Origin of the sequence: Haloarchaeobius sp. HME9146 (assembly GCF_025399835.1) — an archaeon.
GTDB lineage: Archaea > Halobacteriota > Halobacteria > Halobacteriales > Natrialbaceae > Haloarchaeobius.
In genome coordinates, this window is record NZ_JAODVR010000001.1 from 3,104,615 (window position 1) to 3,128,871 (window position 24,257).

Sequence of the window (24,257 nt, forward strand, 5' to 3'; positions counted from 1 at the left end):
GAATCAGGCTGCGGGCCGAGCCGTCTTCTTCTCTTCACGCTCGGCCAGCCAGTGTGCGACCGAGTACTTCCCGGGGTCAGTGAACACGAGCGACACCGACGCGAGCAGGACGAGCAAGGCGAACTCGTAGCCACCGTTCGAGACGACGAAACCGTTCGGCAGGTGGACGAGCAGGATGGCCCCCGTCATGACGACCGCGATGGCAGCCGCGCCAATCCGGCTGAATAGCCCGACGAGCACGAGCAGCCCGCCGATGGTCTCGGCGAATCCGACGAGCCACGCGGTCAGCACGGGTGCGGGGACCCCGAGGCTGACGAGGGCGGCAGCGAATCCCTCGATTCCTGAGCCTGCGGGGCCGGCCCCGGTGAGCTTCCCGAGCCCGTGGACCAGCATGATGAGGCCAACGCCGAGGCGCACGGCCAGGACGCTCACGTCCGTGTTCGACACCCGGTCCAGGTCGAGCCGCCCGGTTACTGTAGACATACCCGGAAAGACGGGGCGCAGAGACATTTGTGCTATTCTCGTCCGCTGGGGAAAGAAACCCTCAGAACCCGAGACATCGGCCGATAGAGGTATGTAGGCACGTCTCGCCCGGCCGTAGTGTTTACATCGGCCACCGACCGATTCGAACTCGACATGCGAGGTCGACTCCTACTGACCGTCGCCGTGCTGGTGATGCTCGCGGGCTGCAGCGCGACGGGCTTCGGCGTGGGACCCACCCCAGCCCCTGCTGACGCCGTGGTCCCCGACAGCGACGACCCGGTTTCGAGCACGCAGACCTCGGGGGACTCGACGGCAGGCGCTGGCGATGAACCGTCGCGCCCGGTCGGCCCCGCGGCCACTCCCGACCCGCCCCGGACGATTCGACACGAGGGCGACCTCGTCGTGACCAACCGGACGAGCTACGAGTCGGTCCGGCTCGTCGTGACCGGTGACGTCGTCGTCGCCGACGGCGGCTCGCTGGTCCTCGAAGAGTCGGTCCTCGAGCTCGGCGATGGTGCCAGTGCTGACGACCCAGCACTCACGGTCCGTGGCCAGGGTAGTCTCACCGCGAAGACGGTCGCGTTCGCCACCGAGCCAGCGGCGACCCTCGCCTACGACGACCACGCGACGGTCGACCTGCGGAACGTCTCCCACCGGAACGGGAGCGCCGTCCACCGCGTCAGCGACGACGCCCACCTCTCCGTCACGGACAGTCAGCTCGCCGTGATTGGAGCAAACGAGGCGACCGTCGACGTGGAGACCTGCGACTGTCGCATCACCGTTCCCCTCCCCGGAGAGTCCGGATCGTTCGCCTTCCCGGACGGATTCACCGCCGACTACCGGTTCGTGGTGTCGAACGAGAACACCGCGGTCACGGTCCACGTGACGGAGTCGGTCATCAGGACGGAGTCGGTCATCAGGACGGAGTCGGTCATCAGAACCGGAACGTCCGACGCAGACGAATAGACTCAGTTCTCTGTCGTGGTCTCCTGTCCCGTGCAGAGCCGGTAGTAGTAGCCGTGGTTCGCGTCGGGGAAGACGAAGCCCGTCTCGTTCAGCCGAGTCCGGGTCGGTTCCGAGAGGAAGTCCCGCGGCCCGTCCCGCTCGCCGGACAGCCAGCCCGCGCCGGTGTGGCCGTCCTCACCGACCCGCCCGGCGACATTGTGGAGCAACTCGTGCGTGATGACGCCCGAGACGCCCGTCCCGTTGTGGGCGTACCACGGCGCGTCACGGTGGACGACGCTGGCGTAGCCCGGCGCGTCACCCAGCCCGAGGTACCGGCCCGCGTCGAGTTCGCCGACGGTGACGCCGTAGTAGGTGCACAAGCCGCCGTCGAGTCGCTCGCGGGTGTAGTGCCCGCGGACCGCCTCGGCGTCGACGGATTCGACCGTCACCGCGTGGTCCAGCCGGTCTGCTCTGACGATGTGGAGGTCGATACCCGTCGAACCGTCGGGGTTCGACACCGGCATCTCCGCCCAGATGCGTTTCAATCGTATCTTCTCGCCCTGGGTCAGTCGCTCGACGTTCGAGCCGTAGCTCAGGTAGACGTAGATGTCCTTCCGGTCCGGGTCAGCGCCCGGAAGTGGTGTTCCGTCGGGCAACTCGCCGGCGCGCTCCCACGAGTCCGCGAGCAGGTCGCCGTCGCGGTCCGGGGCGGGACGGTCGGGCGTGCCACCGATGCTCCCGTCCCCGAGCAGCAGGCCGTCGCGAATCTTCGTCATCGTCTCGCTGCCGACCAAGCCGAGGTCCCGCGCCAGGTCCTCGCCACCTTCGAGGATTCCCGTATCGTCGTCGTCCGCGACGACCACGACGGTCACACTCGTCAGTACACCCACCAGCAAAGCGACGGCGACGAGGACACCCAGGCCTCGTCGCGTCGGTCGAGCCACCATCTGCCCGAGGTTACGCCGGGGTATCGGTATAGGTTGCGTATGGTATCAGCCACCGACCGGGCGGAAGAAAAGACGAACCGCGACTATTCGACGTACCGGTACTTGCGCTCGCCCATGCGGCCCCAGCCGTCGAAGGCGAACTCGTTCTGCGGCGCGGTGAACTCCTCGAGTTCCTTGTCCTTCTCGTGGTTGTGGCGGTCGTGGACCTCCTCGTACTCCTCCCAGGAGAGGTCGTAGCGGGCGTCGATCTGCTCGTCGACGTCGAGCGCCTCGACCTCCTCGAGCCAGTTCTCGGAGACGGTCTCGGCGTGAATCTCGGCCTGTGCACCGGAGCCGTAGGAGCCGACGAGGAGCTTCTTCCCGGCGAGGTCCTCGCCCTTCTCGGCGGCGTGCATGAGCGCGGAGAGGCGAGCGATGTGGACCGAGCCGGTGTACCAGTTCCCGACCTCGCGGGAGATGCCCAGGGTGGGCTCGATGGTGCGGCCGTACCAGTCCTGGTACTGTTCGGTGCCCTTCAGGGCGTCCATGTACTCGCGCAGTGCCTCGGTGAATTCCTCGTCGTCGTCGAACGCCTCCTGGCGGGGCTGGCGGCCGATCTCGTCGGCGAGCTCGTCCTCGACCTCGGTGTCGCGGATGATGTGGCGGTACGCGAGCAGGGCGGCCTTGCGGACCATGCCCGGGAACGGCGTGTGGAACGGGCCGTAGGCGAAGTCGTCGGGGTGGATCTTGCCCGCGACGGACTCGTAGTCCTCCAGGGCTTCGCGCATGCGGGCGAGGTACACCTTCACCGAGCGCTTGCCGTCGACGCTCGGGAACTGCTGGTTCGGCTTGAGGAAGTCGGTCTCGTCGGCGGAGCCGTAGCCCTGCTCCATCGAGAGTTCCACGAGGTCCGGGTCTTCGTCGATGAGCATCGCGACCGCGCCCGCGCCCTGGGTCGCCTCGCCGGCGTCGCCCCGGGCGTACAGCGCGGTGTCGGTCGCGATGACGAGCGCGGCACGGCCGCGGTTGCGCCCCGCGCGAATCCAGTTGTAGGCGTCGTCGATGGACTGGGTGCCCGCGATGCAGGCGAACTTGCGCTCGCCCTTGTTCGCGTGGTGGAAGTCACCCTCGTACACCTGTTCGAGACAGCCTGCGATGTACGTCGAAATCGGCTTCGAGTTGTCGAAGCTGGACTCCGTGGCCACGTCGATTCGGCCGATGTCGTCCGGTTCGAGGCCCTTTCGGTCCATCAGCTTCTTCGCGGCGTTGGCCCCCATCGTCACGATGTCCTCGTAGGAATCGGGGAACGACGACGCGTTCAGCCCGAGGCCCTTCGTGTACTTCGCGGGGTCCTCGCCCTTCTCCGGGGCGAACGTGTTGGGCAGGTCCAGTTTGAGCTTTCCTGTCCAGATCTCCATGGCGTCGATTCCGACGGTGGTCATGATACCAGTGATTGCGTGTCGGTTCTATATGATATTGTCGACTGCGAGTTCGACAGGTGTCGAATTACTAGGGGACGTTCACCCGAGGCGAACGCAAGCAGAATACCCCGCCAATCTGTACCGTGACGGCACGCTCAAGCATTACAGCCTGTTTTAATTATCAAATAAATAGATCTATTGTCGATTTTGCGGTGGTGGAAATCATAGGTGGCAGAAGATAGAAACTTACTATCGAGCCCCGTTCATCAAGCAACCCCTAAGACCGAAGGAGCATTTCACGCTTCACTGAAAGACGAATATTCGTCGTATCGCTGCCGTCTGCCTTCTGCGTATCACTCTGAGAACTCTGGTTGTTCGCGGCGTCGATTACGGTAATCGTGATTGTGTAGTCCTCGTTCTTCCGCAACTTGGTGTCTTCCACAGTCGTCTGGCCCGAGGCGGTCGTCCCGCTGACGGCGATGGTCTTGTTCGCCACCACGCCATCCTTCACGTTACTCAGCGTGATACGGACCGTCTGTAGGTCTTGGTTATCGGAGACGGACCAGTTGACCTGGAAGGATGCCCTCTGGTTCGGACCGCTGGTCGTACTCTGGTCAGTCACACTGAACGTATCGATGGTCGGTGCCGTCGAGTCGCCACTCCCACCAGTATCCTGTACGGTCACCGTCGTCGTATCCGTGCTCGTCGACCCGTTGTCGTCGGTGACCGTCAACTGGACGGTCATGTCGGTGTCAGACCCGACGTTGGCAGGCGCGTTGTAGGTCGCAGTTGGCGTCGTGTTGTCGGTGTTCGTGATGCTCCCCGAGCCACTGATGACCTGCCAGTCGTAGGTCTCGATTGTGCCGTCACTGTCGCTGCTCGCGCTCCCATCGAGCGTGGTACTGTTCCCTTCGTCGACCGTGTACGGCCCACCGGCATCTGCGACTGGCGGGTTGTTCGCCCCACCGCCACCGCCGCTCCCGATGACCTTCAGCGTCATCGTCTCGGGGTCCTCGACCGCGGACGCGAGCAGCCGAAGCGTGCCCGTCGGATCACCGTTCTCGAACGACAGCGTGGTCGTCCGGTAGCCGCTCCCGTCGGTTGCGCCCTCGGACGGGTTGAACGCCTTCACGATGGTGCTGTCGTTGTGACCGAAGTCGACGAACACCTCGGAGGTCGCTGGCGTCGTGTTGACGCGCATGTCGAGGTTGTCGTTGGTCGTCTGGCTGATGTTGTAGACGCAGGTCTCGTTGGCGGTGTAGCACTGGGTGTAGGTGTTCTGGGCTTCGATGTAGTCGAAATCCCACATCATGTCGTAGTTGCCAGCGCCGCCGCCACCACTGCCGTCAGAGTTCCGTATCTCGACGGTCGCCGAGACGTTCTCCGGGGCACTGGCGTCGATACTGGTCGTCGAGGTGTTCACCGTGAAGCTCGCATTGACGGTGTCCGTGTTGTCGCTCCCATCCACGTCGCTCGGAGCCTGATAGGAGAACTCGACCTGACCGTTCGCGGCGGTCGTCTGCGGGTTCGAACTCGTGATAGTACCGCTCGACGCGCTCGCGTTCACGGTTATTCCACTGACTGGGTTGTCGTACTGGTCGCGGACCTCGAACGTCACCGTGCCCGTCTCGCCCTCGCTGACCTGTGGGTCGCCGACGAGGGTGAGATACGTCGCGTTCGTCCTGTCTACCCCACTCGTCTCGCCGACCCCGATCCGGGCGAGGTCGAGTTCGTAGGTCACGTCCTGTTCGAACTCCAGCGTGACGAGGTTGAACTGCTGTCCGGGGACCGGTTGGTAGCTCACACTGTGGACGTAGGCGTCGTTGCTGGTGTTCCCGGTCCCGTCGACCTCGTCACCCATGACGTCCAGCCACTGGGTCTGGTTGAGGTACGTCGGGAACGTGATGGTGAGGTTCGTGCCGGTCTCGTTCGTCAGTTCGACCGTGTTCTCGGAGGTGCTCAGGCTGGTCACGTCGACAGTTTCGGTTCCACCAGAGTTCGCCTGGAGTTCACCACCCAGAGCGACCAGGGTTATCTCCGTCCCGTCGACCATGCCTTGCCCTGCGACGGTGATGTTCGCCGACCGGTAGACGTTGTAGAGGAGCGAGTTCTCGTACACCGTCGTCGGCCCGTTCTCGTAGACGTTGTAGTTCGGCTGGTAGACGAGTGCACCCGTCGAAAAGTTCCGGGCCGTGCCGTCCCAGTAGTCGTCTATCTCGGCGTCGACCGCGGTCCCGTTGGCCACGGAGACGTTGATACTGGTGTTCTGCGTGCCGACGGTTCGCAAGGACCCTGCTGGTGGTCCAGGGTTGACGAAGATGGTCCGCGAAGGATAGGTCGTCCCGAGGCTCACCGTCTGGGGTGTCGCTCGCCCGGTCGCCGCAGCGGTGACGATGCTGTTTCGGACCTCCTGCAACTGCGTTTGGACCTGCTGGTTGTGGTTGTACTCGACCTGGGAGTTCTGCTGGGGGACGACCTGCGCCTGGTAGGTCGCGATGGCGATGACGACGAACGCGAGCAAGATGACTGCGCCTACCTGCACGGTCACGGCGCGCTCGTCCCCGCAGCTATCCATTTGTCTGTCCTATCCCGCGTGAGACTAAAACCCTTGTTGCCAACCGGGGTTACTCGTCGTCTTCTTCGACGACTTCTGGGTCTTCCATGGCGGACTGGAGGCTCGCGAGGCCGTTGAGCCATTCGGCGACCGGGCCGTACTCGAGGTCCTTGCCGAGTTCGGGCGAGAGGTTCTCGCCGTCGATGATGAGCGTCCCGGCCTTGACGAGGAAGCCGCGGGCGCTCTCGATGTCCTCTTCCTCCTCGGCGTCGGCGGCGGCGGCGACGTACTCTTCGATGCTCGCCTCTTCGGCAGCGCCGGCATGGATGTACTCCATGCAGGCGTGGAGGACGATGCTCAGACTCTCCTGGACGCTCCCGACGAGGAACACCTTGTCCTCGTCGTCGAAATCGGGTTCGGAGAAGACGATGTCGCCGATCTCGTTGATCTTCTCGGAGGCACCCTCTTCGTCGAGGTCGCCGTCGTCGAAGCTGGAGACGATCTTGGCGGCCGCGATGGCCGCGTCGTCCTGCATGAGGTCGAAGACGCGCATGGAGTCCTCGTCTTCGGCGTCTATCTCTTCCTCGCGGATGCGGTCCACCCAGTTCTGCCAACGTTCGGCCGAGTAGTACTCGGTCGGGGGCGTGCTCATACGTGAACCTACCCCGGCGTAGTCAAATGCCTTTCTCTACTTGGGCCCCGTGGGGACGGTGCACATCCGGTCCGAGCGTGACACGTGGCCTCGGCCAGTCGGTCACAGGGTCGCTTCGGTGTCGATGTCGTACACCAGCCGGGGCGTCTCGACGTGGGCCCGGTGGACCGCTTCGTCGTAGCCCTCCTCGAGCAGCCAGCGGACCCGGCGGGGGACGGTCTTCGGGCCGAGGACCGCACCCGGGCGGTCGGGGTCGTCGACGAAGTCGGTCTCCATCAGGAAGTGGTCGTCGCGCTCGGCCGCCAGCTCGAGGCGGTCCTTCTCGCTCATCACGCTCGGGATCGGGCCAGCGAGTTTGCCACCTGCGTAGTGCTTCACCACGTGCGTGCGGTCGAGGCCAGCCGCTTCGGCCCACTCGGCGACCTCGGTGAGGTCGTCGGAGCCCTCGGTGTGGAGCTGGACGGCGCACTTCTCGCGAGCGCCGAGCCTGAAGGCGTGGCGCATCACGTCGTTGGACGCATCCCAGACCGCGTCGGAGACCTCGTAGTGGGGACGGCCGGACTTCAGCGCGAGTGCCTTGCCGTCGTCGACGTACTCGGCGGCGAGGTCCAGTCCGGCCTGCATGAGGTCGCGGGCGTCTGTCGGGGAGTGCCCCGCGTCGACGAGTTTGGAGACGAGCCCGGGGTGGACGCCGAGGACGGGCCACGCCCTGCCGGGGAGTTCGGTGGTCGCGTCGGCGACCACGTCGATGGTCGTCTCGAAGACGTGCCGGAAGTCCGAGCGCTCGGCCGGGAGGTCGCCGAGGTGCCACGACGGCTTGTTCACCACGAGCAGGTGGGTGCCGCCGACGCGCGCGAAGTCTTTCACGGCCTCGATGCCGCGCCCGTGCGCCGGGTCGAGGTGCATGTGGTTGTCCAGTACCGGCGTGTCGAGTTCGGCCATTGCTGGTCGTGCGTGCGCGTGGGCGAGTGAAAAATTTGTCCCCAGCGGTCGCTCGCCCTGCGAGACCGCCGCGACGCCGGCGCACAGTTTCTCTACGATTCAATCTGTAAACTAGTGTAACTCAGAATTGATTTATAGCAATATTTGGCAAAATATAAGTGGTAATCACCATTCGACAGTGGTAGGCATGGCAGACGATAGCAACCAGCCGTCCCCAAGCCGACGTACGTTCCTACAAGCAACCGGTATCGCCGCAGGTGCGGCAGCCCTCCCCGGCCTGACCGCCGCAACGCCGGGACGCTCCCCCGGACCGAAGGAGGACGAACTCCTCGTGGGCGTCGCCGCGAGTGCGAGCGTGGCCGACGCGAAGGCAGCTATCACAAGCGACCTCCCCGCGAACGCGGACGTCGTTCACGAGAACGACGAGCTCGGCTACATGGCCGTCAAGCTCCCCGACCAGGCCGCCGCGCAGGCGAACTCCTCCGTCGCAGAGGCGATGAAACAGAAGCCCGGCGTGAAGTACGTCGAGGAGAACAAGACGCACTACGCGCTCGGGACCCCGAACGACCCCAAGTTCGACGGGCAGTACGCGCCCCAGCAGGTGCGCGCACCGACCGCCTGGGACACGACCCAGGGGAGCTCGGACGTGACCATCGCCGTCGTCGACCAGGGCGTCATGTACGACCACCCCGACCTCTCCGCTCGCTTCGGCTCGGACAAGGGTCAGGACTTCGTCGACTCCGATTCGGACCCGTACCCGGACTCGATGAGCGACGAGTACCACGGTACCCACGTCGCCGGCATCTGCGCGGGCACCATCGACAACGGCACGGGCATCGCCGGCATGTCGAACTCCACGCTGCTCTCCGGGCGCTCGCTCAGCGAGGAGGGCTCCGGGTCGACGGCCGACATCGCGGACGCGGTCCAGTGGGCCGCAGACCAGGGCGCGGACATCATCAACATGAGCCTCGGTGGCGGCGGCTACACGGACACGATGAAGAACGCAGTCAGCTACGCCGTCAACAACGGCGCGCTGCCCATCTGTGCCGCCGGGAACGCGGGCGAGGGCTCCGTCGACTACCCCGCCGCGTACAACGAGTGTGTCGCGGTCTCCGCCGTCGACGAGAACGAGGACCTCGCGAGCTTCTCGAACTACGGCAGCAAGATCGACGTGGCTGCACCCGGCGTCGACATCCTCTCGTGCTGGACGAACGACGACGGGCAGCGCTCGGCAGACATCCCGGGCAAGTACGCCCGTATCTCGGGCACCTCGATGGCCTGTCCGGCCGCCGCGGGTGTCGCCGCACTCGGCCTCGCGGCCGACCCGGGCCTCACCGTGTCGGAACTCCGTTCGAAGCTCAAGAGCACGGCGGTCGACATCGGCCTCTCCTCGGACGAACAGGGCGCGGGCCGCGTCGACGCCGCGAACATCGTCGGCGGCGGTGGCGGCGGTGGCGGTAACTCCGGCCCGACCGCGGACATCGCGGGCGGTTCGCGCACGGTCACGGTCGGTGACTCCGTCTCCTTCGACGGCTCCGGCTCCTCTGACTCCGACGGCTCCATCAGCTCCTACGAGTGGGACTTCGGTGACGGCTCGTCCGCCACGGGCGCGACGACCTCGCACTCCTACGGGAGTTCGGGCGACTACACCGTCAGCCTCACCGTGACCGACGACGACGGCGCGAGTTCGTCGACCTCGGTGACCGTCACGGTCGAGTCCGACGGCGGCAGTGGCTCGTGCGGCGACACGTCCTCCGGTGGCTCCGCCGACGGCTCGCTCTCGGGCTACTGGGACAGTGACAGCTACTCGTACACGGCCGACCTCGCCGACCCGTGCCAGGTCACGGTGACCCTCGACGGGCCGTACGACGCCGACTTCGACCTGTACGTGACCAAAGACGGGCGCACCCCGAGCACCAGCGACTACGACGAGCGCTCGATCACCCAGGACAGCAACGAGCAGATCGTCATCGACACCGTGAGCTCCGGGCAGGAGTTCGGCATCCTCGTCGACTCCTACTCCGGCTCCGGCAGTTACACCGTCTCCGTCGAGGAGCTCGGCAAGTAACGACGGCTGCCCGAATCGCGTCACGCCACCAGCGAATCCCCCGCCGCTTTTTTCTCGCAGTATCGCACGACGAACACGAGTCGCCGAGCCGTGGGTGTCGCTGTCAACCACGGCGCGAGACGCCGAGGTGCCGGATATCGAACAACCAGCGCTCCGTTCACAATAGTTTCTATCTGCGACGGCACACAATTTTATCCGAAATTATTCGGAAATAGCCTCAATCTACTATAAATTTAGCTCAGTTTTGTAAAAATATAAGTAGTGGCGGTACATCTGCTGGCGTGTGTCATGACAGACGATAACAGTCAATCGTGGGCACGGCGTACCTTCCTGAAAGCGACGGGTGCAGCGGGCGCAGCCGCTGTTCTCGCAGGCGTCACATCGGCGACGCCCGGTCGCGACCCCGGACCGAAAGAGGACGAACTCCTCGTGGGTATCTCGGCATCGACCAGCATGTCGACCGCCCAGTCGCGCGTCCAGGACGCGCTCCCCAGCAACGCACAGGTCGTTCACCGGAACGACGGCCTCGGCTACATGGCCGTTCGACTCCCCGACCAGGCCGCTGCACAGGCCGACTCCGCCGTCGCCAAGGCGATGAAGAAGAAGGCGGGCGTGAAGTACGTCGAGGAGAACAAGACGCACTACGCGTTCGCGACCCCGAACGACCCCGACTTCGGTGACCAGTACGCACCGCAGCAGGTCCGTGCCCCCCAGGCGTGGGACACGACCCTGGGAAGCTCGGACGTGACCATCGCGGTCGTCGACCAGGGCGTCATGTACGACCACCCCGACCTCTCGGCCGCCTTCGGCTCCGACAAGGGCCAGGACTTCGTCGACTCCGATTCCGACCCGTACCCGGACTCGATGAGCGACGAGTACCACGGCACCCACGTCGCCGGCATCTGTGCCGCGACCACCGACAACAGCACCGGTATCGCCGGCATGTCGAACTCCTCGCTCCTCTCCGGGCGCGCACTCAGCGAGCAGGGCTCCGGGTCGACGGCCGACATCGCCGACGCCGTCAAGTGGGCAGCCGACCAGGGCGCGGACATCATCAACATGAGCCTCGGTGGCGGCGGCTACACGGACACGATGAAGAACGCCGTCAGCTACGCCGCAGACGCGGGCGTCACCATCATCTGTGCGTCCGGGAACGACGGCTCCAGCTCGGTGTCGTACCCGGCGGCCTACGACGAGTGTATGGCCATCGGTGCAGTCGACGAGAACGAGGACCTCGCGAGCTTCTCGCAGTACGGTCCCAACCAGAGCGTCGTCGCCCCCGGTGTGGACATCCTCTCGACGTGGACCGAGAACGTCTCGCAGTACGGCGGCAAGTACAACAAGATCTCCGGCACCTCGATGGCGTGCCCGGCCGCCGCCGGTGTCGCCGCGCTCGGCCTCGCCGCGAACCCCGACTGGACGAACACCCAGCTCCGTTCGAAGCTGAAGGAGACGGCCGTCGACATCGGTCTCTCCTCGGACAAGCAGGGTGCCGGTCGCGTCGACGCCGCGAACCTCGTCGACGCAGGCGGCGACGGTGGCGGTGGCGGCGACGGCAACACGGCCCCGACCGTCGACATCAGCGCGTCCTCCGCGACTGTCACGGTCGGCCAGGACGTCACCTTCGACGGCTCCGGCTCCTCGGACTCCGACGGGTCCATCAGCTCCTACGAGTGGGCCTTCGGTGACGGCGCGACCGCGACCGGCGCGACCGCGACCCACGCCTACGACACCGCCGGTGACTACACGGCGACGCTGACCGTCACGGACGACGACGGCGCGAGCTCGTCCGACTCCGTCGCCATCACCGTCGAGTCCAGCAGCGGTGGCTCCTGTGGCGACGCCACCTCCGGCGGCTCCGCCGACGGCTACCTCTACGGCTACTACGACTCCGACTCCTACACGTACGACCTCGACCTCGCCGACCCGTGCCAGGTCACCATCTCGCTGAACGGTGGCAACTGGTCCGACTTCGACCTGTACGTGACCAAAGACGGGCGCACCCCGAGCACCTACGACTACGACAAGCGCTCGATCACCCAGGACAGCAACGAGCAGATCACCCTGGACGACGTGAGTGCTGGACAGACCATCGGCATCCTCGTCGACTCCTACTCCGGCTCCGGCAGTTACACCGTCTCCGTCGAGGAGCTCGGCAAGTAACGGCTCCGGACGCCACTCGGTCTCCCACCCACCACGACTGCGCGGGTAGCGCCCCTTCGCCGGTGTCGACTGGCGCGGCTCCCGCGCGTTCTTTCTGCCCGATCTGAGAGAAACAGCGACGGCACCGCCCGAGACGGTCGCTACTGCAGGACGATAGCGTCGTTCGCGGCGTTCTGGAGCGCATCCGACCGGCCGTACTCGCCCGGCGCGATAGCCAGCGTGCGCAGGCCGTGTCGGCCCGCGGTCTCCAGGACCGGTTTGAAGTCGGTGTCTCGCGAGACGATGGCGAGGGTGTCGATCGCCTCGGTCACCGCGGCTTCGGTGGCGTCGATGGCGAGTTTCACGTCGACGTCGCCACTCGTCACGATCACTTCGTAGCCCCGGGCTTCGGCCGCCTGGATGAGCCCCGGCGTGGCGTGCTCGTCGAGGTAGAGTCGCGTCACGACGAGGTCGCCCTCGGCTCGAGCGGCCTCGCGCACGTCGTCGAGGTCCACGTCGAACTCGTCACGGAGCACGTTCGGCCCGTCCACGAACAGGCCGATTCGTGCACGAGGATGGGGCTCGGTGCCCGGCAGGAGCCGTCTGAACCGCTCGTTCATGCCCCAGAGTATCGGGGTCGCGCTCAAAGCCATGGCGGTTTCTGTCGTCGCTGTCGGCGACCGCGCGCCACCGCATCCAAACAGTGTTTCGTGAAATAATAAATAAAATTAAGACTAAGACATATTTGAATTAGATTCTGTCCCTGCTGAGGCGGCGATATATTTTTATATCTATTGGAAATAGCCATCGGAAATCGGACATTTATTGCAGGCATTTCGTAACAGTTTAATAGTATCTCTCGGGACGGTATCTCGTCTCATGGCAGATGATGACACCCCACAATTCGGGCGGCGACAGTTCGTCAAAGCAACCGGTGCAGTCGCAGGCGCTGCCGCACTCGGCGGCGTGGTGAGTGCAACTCCCGGACGCAAACCGGGTCCGAAAGAGGACGAGGTCCTCGTCGGCGTCTCGGCAGGCGTCGACCGGCGTGCCACCGTCGAACAGGCGGTCCCCGGCAACGCCGAGATCGTCCACGAGAACGACACACTCAGCTACGTCGCGGTGAAGTTCCCGAGTACGGCCAGTGACGCGGCTCGTGAGAACTTCATCGAGGCGGTCACGAAGAAAGACGGCGTGAAGTACGCCGAACCGAACACGACCCACACGACGATGCTGTCGCCGAACGACCCGCAGTTCGGCGACCAGTACGCCCCCCAGCAGGTCAAGTCCGACCAGGCGTGGGACACCACGCTCGGTGATTCCTCGGTCACCATCGCGGTGATAGACACGGGCGCACAGTACGACCACCCAGACCTCGCGGGCAACTACAAGTCCAACCCCGGCAGGGACTTCGCCGACGGCGACTCCGACCCGTACCCGGACGTCCCCTCCGACGAGTACCACGGCACCCACGTCTCCGGCTGTGCCGCAGCCGTCGTCGACAACGGCACCGGCGTCGCCGGGCAGGGCAACTCCTCGCTCATCAACGGCCGCTCGCTCGACGAGAGCGGGAGCGGTTCCACCAGCGACATCGCGGACGCGGTCCAGTGGGCAGCCGACCAGGGCGCAGACGTCATCAACATGTCCCTCGGTGGCGGCGGCTACACGAGCACGATGAAGAACGCGGTGAGCTACGCCCAGAACAACGGCTCGCTCATCATCGCCGCCGCAGGAAACGACGGCTCCAGCTCGGTGTCGTACCCGGCGGCCTACAGCGAATGTATGGCCATCTCGGCGGTCGACTCCAACGAGAACCTCGCCAGCTTCAGCCAGTACGGGGACAGCGTCGAACTGTGCGCCCCCGGCGTGGACGTCCTCTCGACGACCACCGAGGCCCGCGGCAGCTACGAGAGGCTCTCGGGCACCTCGATGGCGACGCCGGTCACCTCCGGTGTGGCCGGGCTCACCCTCGCGAAGTGGTCGAGCCTCGCCAACAACGAGCTCCGGAGCCACCTGAAGAACACGGCCGAGGACATCGGTCTCTCCTCGAGTCAACAGGGTAGCGGCCAGGTCGACGCCTACGCCGCAGTCACGACCGACCCGTCCGATGGCGGCGACGGCGGTGGCGGCGGCGGTGGCGGTGGTGGCGACTCGACCACCGCGACCGTCAGCGACTCCCTCGCGGGCTACTGGGACTACGACGACTGGTCCTACGCGTGGGAGTACAGCGACCCGAGCCAGGTCGTCGTCGAACTCGACGGGCCGGCCGACGCCGACTTCGACCTCTACATCAACACGGGGACGACGACGAACGCCAGTCCCTCGAACTACGACTACGCCTCCTACAGCACCGACAGCCAGGAGTCCATCACCATCGACGCGCCCGACGACTCGACCGACATGCAGATCGACGTGGACTCCTACTCCGGCTCCGGCAGCTACGACCTGACCATCACGGAGTACCAGTAAGACAGGACACACCCCACTGAGCCACACTCCCGTCGACGCTCGCCGGGTGCCCGACTCCCACTCGACCCGGCAGCGCCGACACCGCGTCGACACCACACTGTCGACACACTCCCTGCCACCATGCCAGCCTCCCACACGGGCTGGCATCGCTGACTGCTTTCTTTAACTCTTTACGTCATCACCGAGATGCCCCCCACATGAGCAAACCACACATCCTGATACTCGGTGCGCCCGGGGCAGGTAAGGGCACGCAGTCCAAGCACATCGTCGAGACGTTCGGCGTCGAGCACGTCACCACCGGCGACGCGCTCCGCGGGAACAAGGACATGGACATCAGCGACATGGACACGGAGTACGACACCCCGCGAGAGTACATGGAGCAGGGCGACCTCGTCCCCGACGAAGTCGTCAACGCCATCGTCGAGGAGGCGCTCTCCAGCGCCGACGGCTACGTCCTCGACGGCTACCCGCGTAACCTCGAACAGGCCGAGGAGCTCGCCGAGATGACCGACCTCGACGTCATCCTCCACCTCGACGTGGACCGCAGCGAACTCACCGACCGCCTCACCGGTCGCCGCGTCTGTACGGAGTGCAAGACGAACTACCACGTCAAGTACAACCAGCCCGAGGAAGCGGGCGTCTGCGACGAGTGCGGTGGCGACCTGCACCAGCGCGACGACGACACCGAGGAGGCCGTCGCGAACCGCCTCGACGTGTTCGAGGAGAACACCGTGCCTGTCATCGAGTTCTACGAGGGCCGCGACGAGTTCGCCGCCATCGACGGGAACCAGGCACCCGACGCCGTCTGGGCTGACGTGAAGGCCGCCATCGAAGCGCGCGCAGAGTAAAAGCTTCTTACCCATCCGTTCCTAACACGTCTCCATATGGCGTGGACAGCGGACAAGGTAGCCTCCTTCATCGAGGACAACCCCGAGATGGCCGAGGCGCTCACCGTCCTCATGGACGCGAGCGACGACGGCGACAGGGCCCTCGAATGGAAGGACGTCAAGGACACGAACGGGATGGACAGCGGCCGGTGGGGTCGACTCATCCAGACCGACCTGCTCGTCGACAGCGACGACGGGTTCAAGATCGCCGACCCCGAGGCCGTCCAGACGGCCCTCGACGGGGACCTCACGGTCAGCTCCAGTAGCGTCGAACTCGACGAGACGAGCAGCGGGTCGAGCTGGCGCACCGAGGACAAGGTCGCCGGGGTCGTCGCGCTCGCGATGATGGCCGGGTACTACTACACCCCCATCCGGAACGTCGTCGGCAGCACCATCGACGTGGTGTTCCAGCCGCTGAACAACGTACTCCCGTTCTACGCGGTCATCCTCGCGATCGCCCTGCTCACGGGGCTCTACTCGACGCTCCTGCAGGCGAACATGGTCGACCAGAGCAAGGTCAAGGGCATCCAGAAGAAGATGCAGGACATCAACGAGCGCGAGAAGGCCGCCAAGGAGCGCGGCGACGACGACGCGCTCGACAAGATCCAGGAGGAGAAGATGGACGCGCTCGGCGACCAGGGCGAGATGATGAAGGAGAACTTCCGCCCGATGGCGTGGATCATGCTCCTCACCATCCCCGCGTTCCTCTGGATGTACTGGATGATCCGTGACGGCCACCTCGACACGGCCATCGAGGGCGGCATGGTCATGCCCATCTTCGGCGAGCACGGCTGGCAGGAGGGCGTCGGCCCGATGCCGGCGTGGATTATCTGGTACTTCCTCTGCTCGATGGGCTTCACGCAGCTCATCCGGAAGACGCTCGACCTCGACGCGACGCCGACGTAATCGTCCGCGCTCCCTCTTTTTCGCCTTTGTTTCGGCCCTGTCGAGAGTGACAAGTTTTGTAATGGGCGGTTTCAAAACTGTCGCCAGATGACCACTACAGTCGGAACGACCATCAGGGAGAATCCCGGCCTGGCTGCCGCCCTCGAGGCCATCATGGACGAAAGCGACGATGGCGAGGAGACGGTCGAGTGGAAAGACATCAAGGACAGGGACGCGATAGACAGCGGGCAGTGGGGTCGACTCATCCAGACCGACGCGCTGGTCGAACGGGAGAACGGGTTCGCAATTGCCGACCCAGATGCAGTTGCCGAGGCACTCGAATCGGACGCCACGGCTGGCTCCAGTAGCGCCGACCTCGACGAAAGCAGCGGGTCAAGCTGGCGAACCGCCGACAAGGTCGCTGGGCTGGTCTCACTGACGCTGATGACGGGGTACTACTTCTCTCCGATTCGGACCGTCGTCGGAGGGGCGGTCGACGTGGTGTTCCAGCCCCTCAACGACGTGCTCCCGTTCTACGCGGTCATCCTCTCACTCGCACTCGTCACTGGTCTCTTCACGTCCCTGCTACAGGCGAAGATGGTCGACCAGAGCAAGGTCAAGGGCATCCAGCAGAAGATGCAGGACATCAACGAGCGCGAGCAGGCCGCCAAGGAACGCGGCGACGACGACGCCCTCGAGCAGATCCAGCAGGAGAAGATGGACGCAATCGGGGACCAGGGCGAGATGATGAAGGAGAACTTCCGCCCGATGGCCTGGATCATGCTCCTCACCATCCCCGCGTTCCTCTGGATGTACTGGATGATTCGCGACGGCCATCTCGACACCGCCGTCGAGGGCGGAATGATCCTTCCCTTCGTCGGTGAAACCGGCTGGCGAGAGGGTGTCGCCGGGCCGATGCCGGCGTGGATCGTCTGGTACTTCCTCTGCTCGATGGGGTTCAGCCAGCTCATCCGGAAGCCACTCGACCTCAACGCGACCCCGACGTAACTCGTCACTCCGCGTCTCGAACCGCCACACCCAGCCGTGACACGCCCCCGCGTGCCCGGCTGAAGTCACAATCTCTTTTACAGGCACGCTCCGAGGATGGATATGTTACTGACCGTCTCCGGACCGCCGGGAACAGGCAAGAGCACCACGGCTGCCGGGCTGGCCGAGGCCTTCGACCTGGAACACATCTCCGGCGGCGACATCTTCCGCGAACTCGCCGCCGAGCGGGACATGACGCCCCTGGAGTTCAACAAGCTCGCCGAGGAGGACGAGCAGATAGACATCGACCTCGACCGACGACTGCGAGAGATCGCCCACGAGCGCGACGGCGTCGTCCTCGAATCCCGCCTCGCGGGCTGGCTCGCCGGCGACACCGCGGACTTCCGCTTCTGGCTCGACGCCCCGCTCTCGGTCCGCGGCGAGCGCATCGCCGACCGCGAGGAGAAGTCGCCCGAGACCGCCGCCGAGGAGACCCAGGCCCGCGAGGCCAGCGAGGCCAAGCGCTACCAGGAGTACTACGGCATCGACATCGGCGACCGTTCTATCTACGACGTCTGTCTCAACACCGCCCGCTGGGACGCCGACACCGTCGTCGACATCCTCGTCGGAGCCGTCGACGCCCACGACGGTGACACCGACGAAGGCAAGAGCGCGGTCGAGTTCGACTACGAGTTCTAAGCATGAGTCTTCGCGCACCGCCCGACGACCGTTCGCCCGAGGAACTGCTCGAATTCGGCGTCGTCAACCTCGACAAACCGCCGGGACCCTCCGCACACCAGGTCGCCGCGTGGGTCCGTGACGAGGCCGGCGTCGAGCAGGCCGCCCACTCCGGCACGCTCGACCCGAAGGTGACGGGCTGCCTGCCGATGCTGCTCGGCGACGCCACCCGCATGGCACAGGTGTTCCTCGAAGGCTCGAAGGAGTACGTCAGTGTACTCGAACTCCACGGGACCGCCCCCGGGGACTTCGAGGCCACTGTCGCCGAGTTCGAGGCACCCATCTACCAGAAGCCGCCGCGCAAGAGCGCGGTCTCGCGTCGCCTGCGCGTGCGCGAGGTGTACGACCTCGACGTGCTCGAGATCGAGGACCGCAAGGCACTCCTCCGCATCGAGTGCGAGTCCGGCACCTACATCCGCAAGCTCTGCCACGACATCGGGCTCGCCGCGGGCACCGGCGGCCACATGGGCCACCTCCGGCGCACCGCGACCGACCCCTTCGACGACTCGACGCTCGTGACGCTGGAAGACCTCTGGGACGCCCTCGCGTTCTACCGCGAGGAGGACGACGAGTCCTGGCTCCGCGACGTGGTCCAGCCCGCCGAGCGGGCACTGGAACACCTCCCACACGTGACCATCGCACCGAACGCTGCCGAGCAGGTCGCGAACGGCGCACCGGTGTACGCCCCGGGCGTCATCGACGTGGACGACGATGCCGAGTCCGGTGACCTCGTTGCCTGCTTCGCCCCGCAGGGAACCGCGGTGTGTCTCGGACGGTTCGTGGGCGAGAAAGGAGCAGACTCCGGCGTCGTCGTCGAGCTGGAGCGCGTCCTCGTCTGAGTGGCTGTACCTCTCACGGTGCCAACGAAACGACACCCTTAAACGGCAGACGGGCATCGGTCAAAGTACAGGGACCGTGGGGTAGTGGTATCCTCTGCGGATGGGGTCCGTAGGACCCGAGTTCAATTCTCGGCGGTCCCATTTTCTGCAACGAAACGGAGCGATAGCGGAGTGTAGTGGAAGAAAATGGGAGCAGGTTGCGAGCGTAGCGAGCAACCGTGGTCCCACTTTCGACCCTTGTGAAAAGATGGACCAGGTCGCGAGCAACCGTGGTCCCATTCTCGAGCTTCGTGAGGAAGCCCTGCCCGGAGTGAGCAGTCGTGGTCCCTCTCCCAGCACGAACGATCACGACCAGCACGGCAGTTGGCTCGGTAACGGTCGTGCCGGAAGAATTGCGACCGTGTCTTCACAGCTGGCAGTCAGTAACGAGTGACTCGACCACGACCACCTCGTGACTGCAGCGAAGATCTCGGGTCGTCACCCTCGGCCTGCGGCATGTGCCTGTGGTTGTCACTGTTGGTGATGTCTTTCAATTGCAACTCCATACAGGCCATACGACACGTTCCTTTCCGGCATTCTCTGTCAGATTTCAACGTCAGACAGGGTCGGCACGAAAGCGCGCGTGAGAGAATTGCCGGGACCGCACTCGAACTTATAAATAAGGTTGTCGGCCAACACCGGGTAGTTCTCTGGAAGTTACCTTTCACAGACGCTGGAGAAATCAGCTTTGATAATCATTCGGTTTCTGGGGATATGAACTATCTTAGTCGGTTTCAATGGGGCCTTGACGGGTTACAACCCACTGCTGAAGGCGGTTCCTAACTACCCATTAAGATAAGAAATATTTCATATTGAGATAGGTTTATCCCATCCCAATGACCTTCCATCCGATAACACCTGACGGCACCGGCGGGCTACCCACCTGCCGCGTTCCCCTGGCAGGCGCTCGCCGGCTGTCGCACGGTGTGGGATACAACACGCAAACATGGAACTGAAAAACCTCTTTACAGACGACGACGCGGTCTCGCCGGTTATCGGCGTCATCCTGATGGTCGCCATCACGGTGATTCTGGCCGCAGTTATCGGCGCATTCGTACTGAACATCGGTGGATCGCAGGAGAAGGTGCCCCAGGCGAGCTTCTCCTATGCCAACAACAGCGGTAACATCACCATCACGCACGATGGTGGAGACGATATTGAACTCTCTCAGCTTGAGGTCACGAACGGTTCGGCCACGAACTCCAGCCTCAGTCTGTCCGGTGGTGCAACCACTTGGAGTGGTGGTATGAGCATGGACAATGCTACGTACAGCAGCGGGTCCGAGACCGTCCGTATCGTCTGGAATAGCCCGAGCGGTGGGAGCAGCAACGTGATCAGCGAGCACCAGTTCTAACAATGAATCTTAAAAACCTCTTCACAGACGACGACGCAGTCTCGCCGGTCATCGGCGTGATCCTCATGGTCGCGATTACGGTCATTCTCGCGGCTGTGATCGGTGCGTTCGTTCTGAATATTGGCGGCAATCAAGAGAAAACACCCCAGGCAACGTTCTCGTGGGAAAACGGTGCAAGCTCCAACCTGAACATCACTCATGAGGGAGGTGACACTCTGGACCCGACAACGCTCTCACTTGCTGGTGCGGGCTTCAGTCAGGACTTGGACAGTGTTGGCAGTTTCTCGAGTGGTGCATCTGAGTGGACTGCTGGTGAAACGTATTCGTCGACGAACACTGGCAACTCTGGTGAAACGGTGCGACTCGTTTGGTCCTCCCCCAGCGGTGGAAGTAGCAACGTCATTGCAGAGTACACGCTCCCGTAATCCAGGAGCCCATTTTATTTATTTGCAGTGAATAGCGGCTGCTATTCTAGAGATGTTAGACACCCCGTCAATACCCTCTTAGTCTATCTAATGAACGGGTTCCGACGTCCTTGAACAGGGTGTTCAGAAATAGAATCTCCAAAGCCGGATGCTGGACTTCCGGGAGGGTAAATAGTCACTGCGGTGGATAACCTTAGCTCCTTACCGCCACACCACTTACCACCACGCACTCGAAACACCCCTCACAGTGCCCCGCGACGAACCCCACCAACTCCTCACAGACCTCGTCGCCCTCGCCTTCATCCCCCTCACACTAGCAACAATCCACTTCCTAGCCCCAACAGCCCGCCAATCACTAGCCCTCAACCACAGCAACCCGACCCTCCTCACCCTCTGGTCCTCCGCCTTCGTCCACGTCAACCTCGCACACCTCCTCTCCAACCTCATCGGCTACTTCCTCGCGATCATCCCGACGTACCTGCTCTACCTGCACTGGAACCGCCGCAGACTCTTCTGGCACAGTCTCGCTCTCTCGCTCCTGCTAGTCCCACCGCTCGTCAACCTCGGGAGCTTCGTCTACTTCACGTCGCAGGGAGTGGCCGACGAAACGATCTCCAGGGGCTTCTCCGGTGTCGTCGGTGCCTTCGCCGGGATGGGCCTTGCCTCGGTCGTCGCCTTCGTCGCAGAGGTGTACGGCCTCCGGCGGGCGTACTGGCTGGCGCAGGCGCTCGTCCTCGCAGCGGGCGGCGTCATCCTGGTCGGGCTGGTCGGCGGGCTCGAACCGCTGCACGCTGGGCTCGTCGCGCTGGGAATCGTCCTCTCCGTGACGGGGCTCGTCCGTCAGGAACCCGAACCACTGCGGAACCTCCGCGAGCACGCCACCACCCTGCTCGTCCTCGGGTATGCGACCGCCATGTCGCTCGTCGTGGTCTATATGCTGTTCCCCTCGGAGGTCGTCACCGACGGGGGCGTGACGAACGTGGTGGCGCACGCCGTGGGCATCGTCGTCGGGAGCGTGCTGCCCGGCATGGCCCGGATGGTCACGGGCGCGGCGGTCCTCCTCGAATAGCCACCGTCACAGGAACGCCGACAGGGCGGCGTCCCGGCGCTCGTGGAGGTAGTTCGTGATGTCGTCGCGGTCCCAGCCGAGGGGGGAGACGATACTCTCGGTGGCGCGCATCGCGAGGTCGGCGTAGTAGTCGGCATCGTAGTCCGTGCACGCCTCGAAGTCGAGGCGGACGCGCTCGGCGTTCCGGGCAGCATCGGCCACCACGACGTAGTTGACGGGCTGGCCGGGGTGGCGGTCGACGCCGTGGCGGTCGTAGCGCTGGAGCGCCGCGACGGTGTGGGTGCGCTGGTCGTAGTCCGCGAGGCGCTTGCCGACGCGCTTGCTGATGACGAGGTCGGCGGGGTCGACCCGGCCGGCGCGGAGGTCGCAGAGCCAGACTCGGAGGCGGTCGACGACCGGCTCGGGTTCGCGGTGTTCGTCGAGCACGGCCAGCAGGTCGCGCTGGAGGTCGTCGATCCAGTCCGGGGTGGAGCGCTGGCGGGCCTCGACGCCCCGGAGCTTGTAGTCCCCGTCCTCCGACTTCCCGAAGTACTTCATCAGCGCGCCGGCCTGGGTGCCACGCCGGGGGACGAAACAGACCCAGTCGTAGGCGGCCTCGTGTTCGAGGGTGATGCCGGCCCGGTCCGAGATCTCGGCCGCGAGTTCGTCGAGGGGCGCTTGCTCGCGGCCCTCGCAGGCGGTGACCCACAGCGAGTCGACGATACCGTGGACGACGCGCCAGCCGCCGGCTTCGAGGATGCGCTTGGCCGCCATGAACACGTCCCGGGCGACCGCGTTGATGGCCTCGTGGCACTCGATGCGGCCGAACTTCGCGTTGCGGTAGCCCTGGTAGCCGAAGCAGGAGACGAGCACCCACTTGATGGCCGCCGAGATGGACTCGGGTTCGCTGGTGTCCGCGTCGGCGTCGGCCGCCCTGATGCGGCGCTTCAGCTCGGCCCGGTCGTCCAGCAGGGGCTGGAGCACGTCGGGGAGAAACCCCGGTTCGTCACAGATGCTGTAGCCGAGTGTGGGCACGTCCTCGCGGTCGGCGTGGCAGGCACAGCCGACGGTCTCGGGGCTGATGTTGTGCCGGCAGATGACGTTCGGGTAGAGCGACGCGAAGTCGAGTTCGTGGACGTCCTCGTGCAGGCCGACCTCGGGCGAGAGCGTGACCCCGCCGCGGTCCGCGGCGTGGAGCGTCCGGGCGTCCTTGAACGTCTCGGGCTCCCACTTGTTCCAGGGGACGAGCACGCCCCGTGAGAGCGCCTCGCGGGTCTGCATCGCGGTCAGCACCGTCCCGATGCTGGCCCAGCCGGTCTCCTGGATGGGCCGCCAGGAGCGCTCGACCATGTACTCCAGGCCGGCGAGGCTGGACTCGTGCCAGAGGAAGCTGTTGTTCGTCGCGACGATGGCCCGCCCGGGCACGTCGTACCGGGCCGGCGAGTGCCCGACCCGGCCGTAGCTCTCGTACGTGTTCGAACCCGCGAGCCGGGTCCAGCCGGGCCGCCGACCGAGTTCGAGGTCGACGTCGTGGTCGCTCGCGGCCTCGTACAGCAGCGGGACGAGGTCGCCGTGGCTCAACAGGAGCACGTCGGGGTCGACCCGGTCAAGCCGGCGGGCGAGCGTCCGCAGGGCCGCATCGGCATGCTCACCGGCAGGCTCGCCTTCGACGTGGAGTGAATCCACCTCGCCGTCGGCCAGCGACTTCTCGTCGAGGCCGACCCGGAGCGACCGGAGGTCGTGGGCGGGAACGGGAGAGGTGTCGGTCTCGACGCAGTACCGGAACCCCGGCGCGAGGTCGACGTTGAACAACCTGAGCGTTCCTGGGGGGTAGGACCCGCGCTCGTGGTGGTGGCGAATCTCCCGGGCGAGCGTCCGGACCTCGTCGACCCGGGCGCAGTCGATTCGCAGGACCGGTTCTGGCTCGGCGGCGTGGAGGTCGAGGTGCCACTGGTCGTGGACCGTCATCGTCTCGACCACCTTCGGGTCCGCGTCGAGCGCCTCGCGCAGGTCGACTCGCGCCTCGGCCGGGCCGGCGACGTAGATGGTCGGGTGGTAGTCCTCGCGTTCGACCGTCCTGACGCCGTCTTCGGTCCGGTGCCACTCCACGACCGCCTCGTCGAGGAAGTCGACCGCGAACATCAGTCCGGCACCTCCGTGGGTGTCGTCGTGCGTTCCGGTCCGTCCTCGGGTTCGCCCTCGCCTTCGGCGACCGCGAGGCGCTCACGCAACTCCCGAAGCTCGGCCTCGTGGGCGACCAGCATCGACAGCAGGGCCGCCACCTCGGGGTCGGTCGCGTTCTGGTAGCCGGCGGCGTGGGCGTGGGCGTCGGCGCGCTCGAACAACCGGTCGAAGTCTGCCTGGTGGCGTCGCCGGAGTGCGCGCCGGAACGGGCTATAGCGGTCCTCGAACGACCGCAGACAGTCTCGGTAGGTGGGGTTCGTCCGTCCCAT

The 24,257-nt window shown here is 65.0% G+C and carries 21 protein-coding genes and 1 tRNA gene; 13 read left to right on the forward strand and 9 right to left on the reverse strand.

The genetic code is table 11. The features are described 5' to 3' along the window. Positions 1 to 3: 3 nt before the first annotated feature. Positions 4 to 483 carry a DoxX family protein gene (locus tag N6C22_RS16040; protein ID WP_261652131.1) on the reverse strand — a complete coding sequence of 160 codons (480 nt, stop codon included), beginning with the start codon at positions 481 to 483 and terminating at the stop codon, positions 4 to 6. A gap of 153 nt (positions 484 to 636) precedes the next feature. Between N6C22_RS16040 and N6C22_RS16045 the strand changes: the two genes are divergently transcribed. After that, positions 637 to 1,449 (forward strand): hypothetical protein, encoded by an 813-nt coding sequence (locus tag N6C22_RS16045; protein ID WP_261652132.1) that lies wholly within the window; start codon positions 637 to 639, stop codon positions 1,447 to 1,449. A gap of 2 nt (positions 1,450 to 1,451) precedes the next feature. Here the strand turns inward: N6C22_RS16045 and N6C22_RS16050 are convergent, their stop codons facing one another. The 5 genes from N6C22_RS16050 to N6C22_RS16070 all read right to left on the reverse strand — a co-directional run bounded on the left by N6C22_RS16050 (position 1,452) and on the right by N6C22_RS16070 (position 7,923). Continuing rightward, on the reverse strand, positions 1,452 to 2,375 hold the full coding sequence (locus tag N6C22_RS16050) for a hypothetical protein (protein ID WP_261652133.1): 924 nt from the start codon (positions 2,373 to 2,375) through the stop codon (positions 1,452 to 1,454). 83 nt (positions 2,376 to 2,458) lie between these two features. Continuing rightward, a complete protein-coding gene (gene hmgB / locus N6C22_RS16055; RefSeq protein WP_261652134.1) occupies positions 2,459 to 3,796 on the reverse strand; it encodes a hydroxymethylglutaryl-CoA synthase in 1,338 nt (445 codons plus the stop codon). 256 nt (positions 3,797 to 4,052) lie between these two features. Next, positions 4,053 to 6,350, reverse strand: coding sequence for a PKD domain-containing protein (locus N6C22_RS16060; protein ID WP_261652135.1), 2,298 nt, complete (start codon positions 6,348 to 6,350; stop codon positions 4,053 to 4,055). A gap of 49 nt (positions 6,351 to 6,399) precedes the next feature. After that, positions 6,400 to 6,981 carry a DUF2150 family protein gene (locus tag N6C22_RS16065; RefSeq protein ID WP_261652136.1) on the reverse strand — a complete coding sequence of 194 codons (582 nt, stop codon included), beginning with the start codon at positions 6,979 to 6,981 and terminating at the stop codon, positions 6,400 to 6,402. A gap of 102 nt (positions 6,982 to 7,083) precedes the next feature. Next, positions 7,084 to 7,923, reverse strand: coding sequence for a TatD family hydrolase (locus tag N6C22_RS16070; protein WP_261652137.1), 840 nt, complete (start codon positions 7,921 to 7,923; stop codon positions 7,084 to 7,086). A 187-nt stretch (positions 7,924 to 8,110) separates the two neighbouring features. Here N6C22_RS16070 and N6C22_RS16075 point away from each other — a divergent pair, with 187 nt between their 5' ends. Continuing rightward, positions 8,111 to 9,991: a S8 family serine peptidase gene (locus tag N6C22_RS16075; RefSeq protein ID WP_261652138.1), complete on the forward strand. Its 1,881-nt coding sequence runs from the start codon at positions 8,111 to 8,113 to the stop codon at positions 9,989 to 9,991. Between the two features lie 288 nt (positions 9,992 to 10,279). Then, on the forward strand, positions 10,280 to 12,154 hold the full coding sequence (locus N6C22_RS16080) for a S8 family serine peptidase (RefSeq protein ID WP_261652139.1): 1,875 nt from the start codon (positions 10,280 to 10,282) through the stop codon (positions 12,152 to 12,154). A 140-nt stretch (positions 12,155 to 12,294) separates the two neighbouring features. On the opposite strand, the gene N6C22_RS16085 is transcribed toward N6C22_RS16080, so the two are convergent. After that, positions 12,295 to 12,753 (reverse strand): NYN domain-containing protein, encoded by a 459-nt coding sequence (locus N6C22_RS16085; RefSeq protein ID WP_261652140.1) that lies wholly within the window; start codon positions 12,751 to 12,753, stop codon positions 12,295 to 12,297. Positions 12,754 to 13,012: 259 nt separating this feature from the next. Here N6C22_RS16085 and N6C22_RS16090 point away from each other — a divergent pair, with 259 nt between their 5' ends. The 10 genes from N6C22_RS16090 (at position 13,013) to N6C22_RS16135 (ending at position 21,825) form a co-directional block, all read left to right on the forward strand. After that, on the forward strand, positions 13,013 to 14,602 hold the full coding sequence (locus N6C22_RS16090; RefSeq protein WP_261652141.1) for a S8 family serine peptidase: 1,590 nt from the start codon (positions 13,013 to 13,015) through the stop codon (positions 14,600 to 14,602). Positions 14,603 to 14,799: 197 nt separating this feature from the next. Next, complete coding sequence (locus tag N6C22_RS16095) at positions 14,800 to 15,450, forward strand: adenylate kinase (RefSeq protein ID WP_261652142.1); 651 nt, start codon at positions 14,800 to 14,802, stop codon at positions 15,448 to 15,450. 36 nt (positions 15,451 to 15,486) lie between these two features. Then, entirely contained in the window at positions 15,487 to 16,395 is a 909-nt protein-coding gene (locus N6C22_RS16100) for a DUF106 domain-containing protein (RefSeq protein WP_261652143.1), read from the forward strand. Between the two features lie 87 nt (positions 16,396 to 16,482). Then, positions 16,483 to 17,382 (forward strand): DUF106 domain-containing protein, encoded by a 900-nt coding sequence (locus N6C22_RS16105; protein WP_261652144.1) that lies wholly within the window; start codon positions 16,483 to 16,485, stop codon positions 17,380 to 17,382. A gap of 102 nt (positions 17,383 to 17,484) precedes the next feature. Beyond that, positions 17,485 to 18,060, forward strand: coding sequence for a (d)CMP kinase (cmk, locus tag N6C22_RS16110; protein WP_261652145.1), 576 nt, complete (start codon positions 17,485 to 17,487; stop codon positions 18,058 to 18,060). Between the two features lie 2 nt (positions 18,061 to 18,062). Continuing rightward, complete coding sequence (locus N6C22_RS16115) at positions 18,063 to 18,938, forward strand: RNA-guided pseudouridylation complex pseudouridine synthase subunit Cbf5 (RefSeq protein WP_261652146.1); 876 nt, start codon at positions 18,063 to 18,065, stop codon at positions 18,936 to 18,938. 70 nt (positions 18,939 to 19,008) lie between these two features. Continuing rightward, positions 19,009 to 19,079 (forward strand) — tRNA-Pro (locus N6C22_RS16120). A gap of 844 nt (positions 19,080 to 19,923) precedes the next feature. Beyond that, a complete protein-coding gene (locus N6C22_RS16125; protein ID WP_261652147.1) occupies positions 19,924 to 20,331 on the forward strand; it encodes a type IV pilin N-terminal domain-containing protein in 408 nt (135 codons plus the stop codon). A gap of 2 nt (positions 20,332 to 20,333) precedes the next feature. Next, on the forward strand, positions 20,334 to 20,756 hold the full coding sequence (locus N6C22_RS16130) for a type IV pilin N-terminal domain-containing protein (protein WP_261652148.1): 423 nt from the start codon (positions 20,334 to 20,336) through the stop codon (positions 20,754 to 20,756). A gap of 247 nt (positions 20,757 to 21,003) precedes the next feature. Beyond that, positions 21,004 to 21,825 carry a hypothetical protein gene (locus tag N6C22_RS16135; RefSeq protein ID WP_261652149.1) on the forward strand — a complete coding sequence of 274 codons (822 nt, stop codon included), beginning with the start codon at positions 21,004 to 21,006 and terminating at the stop codon, positions 21,823 to 21,825. 6 nt (positions 21,826 to 21,831) lie between these two features. On the opposite strand, the gene N6C22_RS16140 is transcribed toward N6C22_RS16135, so the two are convergent. Next, complete coding sequence (locus N6C22_RS16140; protein ID WP_261652150.1) at positions 21,832 to 23,946, reverse strand: type B DNA-directed DNA polymerase; 2,115 nt, start codon at positions 23,944 to 23,946, stop codon at positions 21,832 to 21,834. After that, positions 23,946 to 24,257, reverse strand: coding sequence for a hypothetical protein (locus N6C22_RS16145; protein WP_261652151.1), 312 nt, complete (start codon positions 24,255 to 24,257; stop codon positions 23,946 to 23,948). The genes N6C22_RS16140 and N6C22_RS16145 overlap by 1 nt, the downstream gene beginning before the upstream one ends.

What these genes read in the sequence shown, in the direction of transcription:
- N6C22_RS16065 (WP_261652136.1), bottom strand. Translation starts at nt 6,981, where the DNA reads ATGAGCACGCCCCCGACCGAGTACTACTCGGCCGAACGTTGGCAGAAC.
- N6C22_RS16060 (WP_261652135.1), bottom strand. Translation starts at nt 6,350, where the DNA reads ATGGATAGCTGCGGGGACGAGCGCGCCGTGACCGTGCAGGTAGGCGCA.
- N6C22_RS16090 (WP_261652141.1), top strand. Translation starts at nt 13,013, where the DNA reads ATGGCAGATGATGACACCCCACAATTCGGGCGGCGACAGTTCGTCAAA.
- N6C22_RS16105 (WP_261652144.1), top strand. Translation starts at nt 16,483, where the DNA reads ATGACCACTACAGTCGGAACGACCATCAGGGAGAATCCCGGCCTGGCT.
- N6C22_RS16140 (WP_261652150.1), bottom strand. Translation starts at nt 23,946, where the DNA reads ATGTTCGCGGTCGACTTCCTCGACGAGGCGGTCGTGGAGTGGCACCGG.
- N6C22_RS16070 (WP_261652137.1), bottom strand. Translation starts at nt 7,923, where the DNA reads ATGGCCGAACTCGACACGCCGGTACTGGACAACCACATGCACCTCGAC.
- N6C22_RS16125 (WP_261652147.1), top strand. Translation starts at nt 19,924, where the DNA reads ATGGAACTGAAAAACCTCTTTACAGACGACGACGCGGTCTCGCCGGTT.
- N6C22_RS16130 (WP_261652148.1), top strand. Translation starts at nt 20,334, where the DNA reads ATGAATCTTAAAAACCTCTTCACAGACGACGACGCAGTCTCGCCGGTC.
- N6C22_RS16040 (WP_261652131.1), bottom strand. Translation starts at nt 483, where the DNA reads ATGTCTACAGTAACCGGGCGGCTCGACCTGGACCGGGTGTCGAACACG.
- N6C22_RS16115 (WP_261652146.1), top strand. Translation starts at nt 18,063, where the DNA reads ATGAGTCTTCGCGCACCGCCCGACGACCGTTCGCCCGAGGAACTGCTC.
- cmk (WP_261652145.1), top strand. Translation starts at nt 17,485, where the DNA reads ATGTTACTGACCGTCTCCGGACCGCCGGGAACAGGCAAGAGCACCACG.
- N6C22_RS16095 (WP_261652142.1), top strand. Translation starts at nt 14,800, where the DNA reads ATGAGCAAACCACACATCCTGATACTCGGTGCGCCCGGGGCAGGTAAG.
- N6C22_RS16145 (WP_261652151.1), bottom strand. Translation starts at nt 24,257, where the DNA reads ATGGGACGGACGAACCCCACCTACCGAGACTGTCTGCGGTCGTTCGAG.
- N6C22_RS16080 (WP_261652139.1), top strand. Translation starts at nt 10,280, where the DNA reads ATGACAGACGATAACAGTCAATCGTGGGCACGGCGTACCTTCCTGAAA.
- N6C22_RS16050 (WP_261652133.1), bottom strand. Translation starts at nt 2,375, where the DNA reads ATGGTGGCTCGACCGACGCGACGAGGCCTGGGTGTCCTCGTCGCCGTC.
- N6C22_RS16075 (WP_261652138.1), top strand. Translation starts at nt 8,111, where the DNA reads ATGGCAGACGATAGCAACCAGCCGTCCCCAAGCCGACGTACGTTCCTA.
- N6C22_RS16045 (WP_261652132.1), top strand. Translation starts at nt 637, where the DNA reads ATGCGAGGTCGACTCCTACTGACCGTCGCCGTGCTGGTGATGCTCGCG.
- hmgB (WP_261652134.1), bottom strand. Translation starts at nt 3,796, where the DNA reads ATGACCACCGTCGGAATCGACGCCATGGAGATCTGGACAGGAAAGCTC.
- N6C22_RS16085 (WP_261652140.1), bottom strand. Translation starts at nt 12,753, where the DNA reads ATGAACGAGCGGTTCAGACGGCTCCTGCCGGGCACCGAGCCCCATCCT.
- N6C22_RS16100 (WP_261652143.1), top strand. Translation starts at nt 15,487, where the DNA reads ATGGCGTGGACAGCGGACAAGGTAGCCTCCTTCATCGAGGACAACCCC.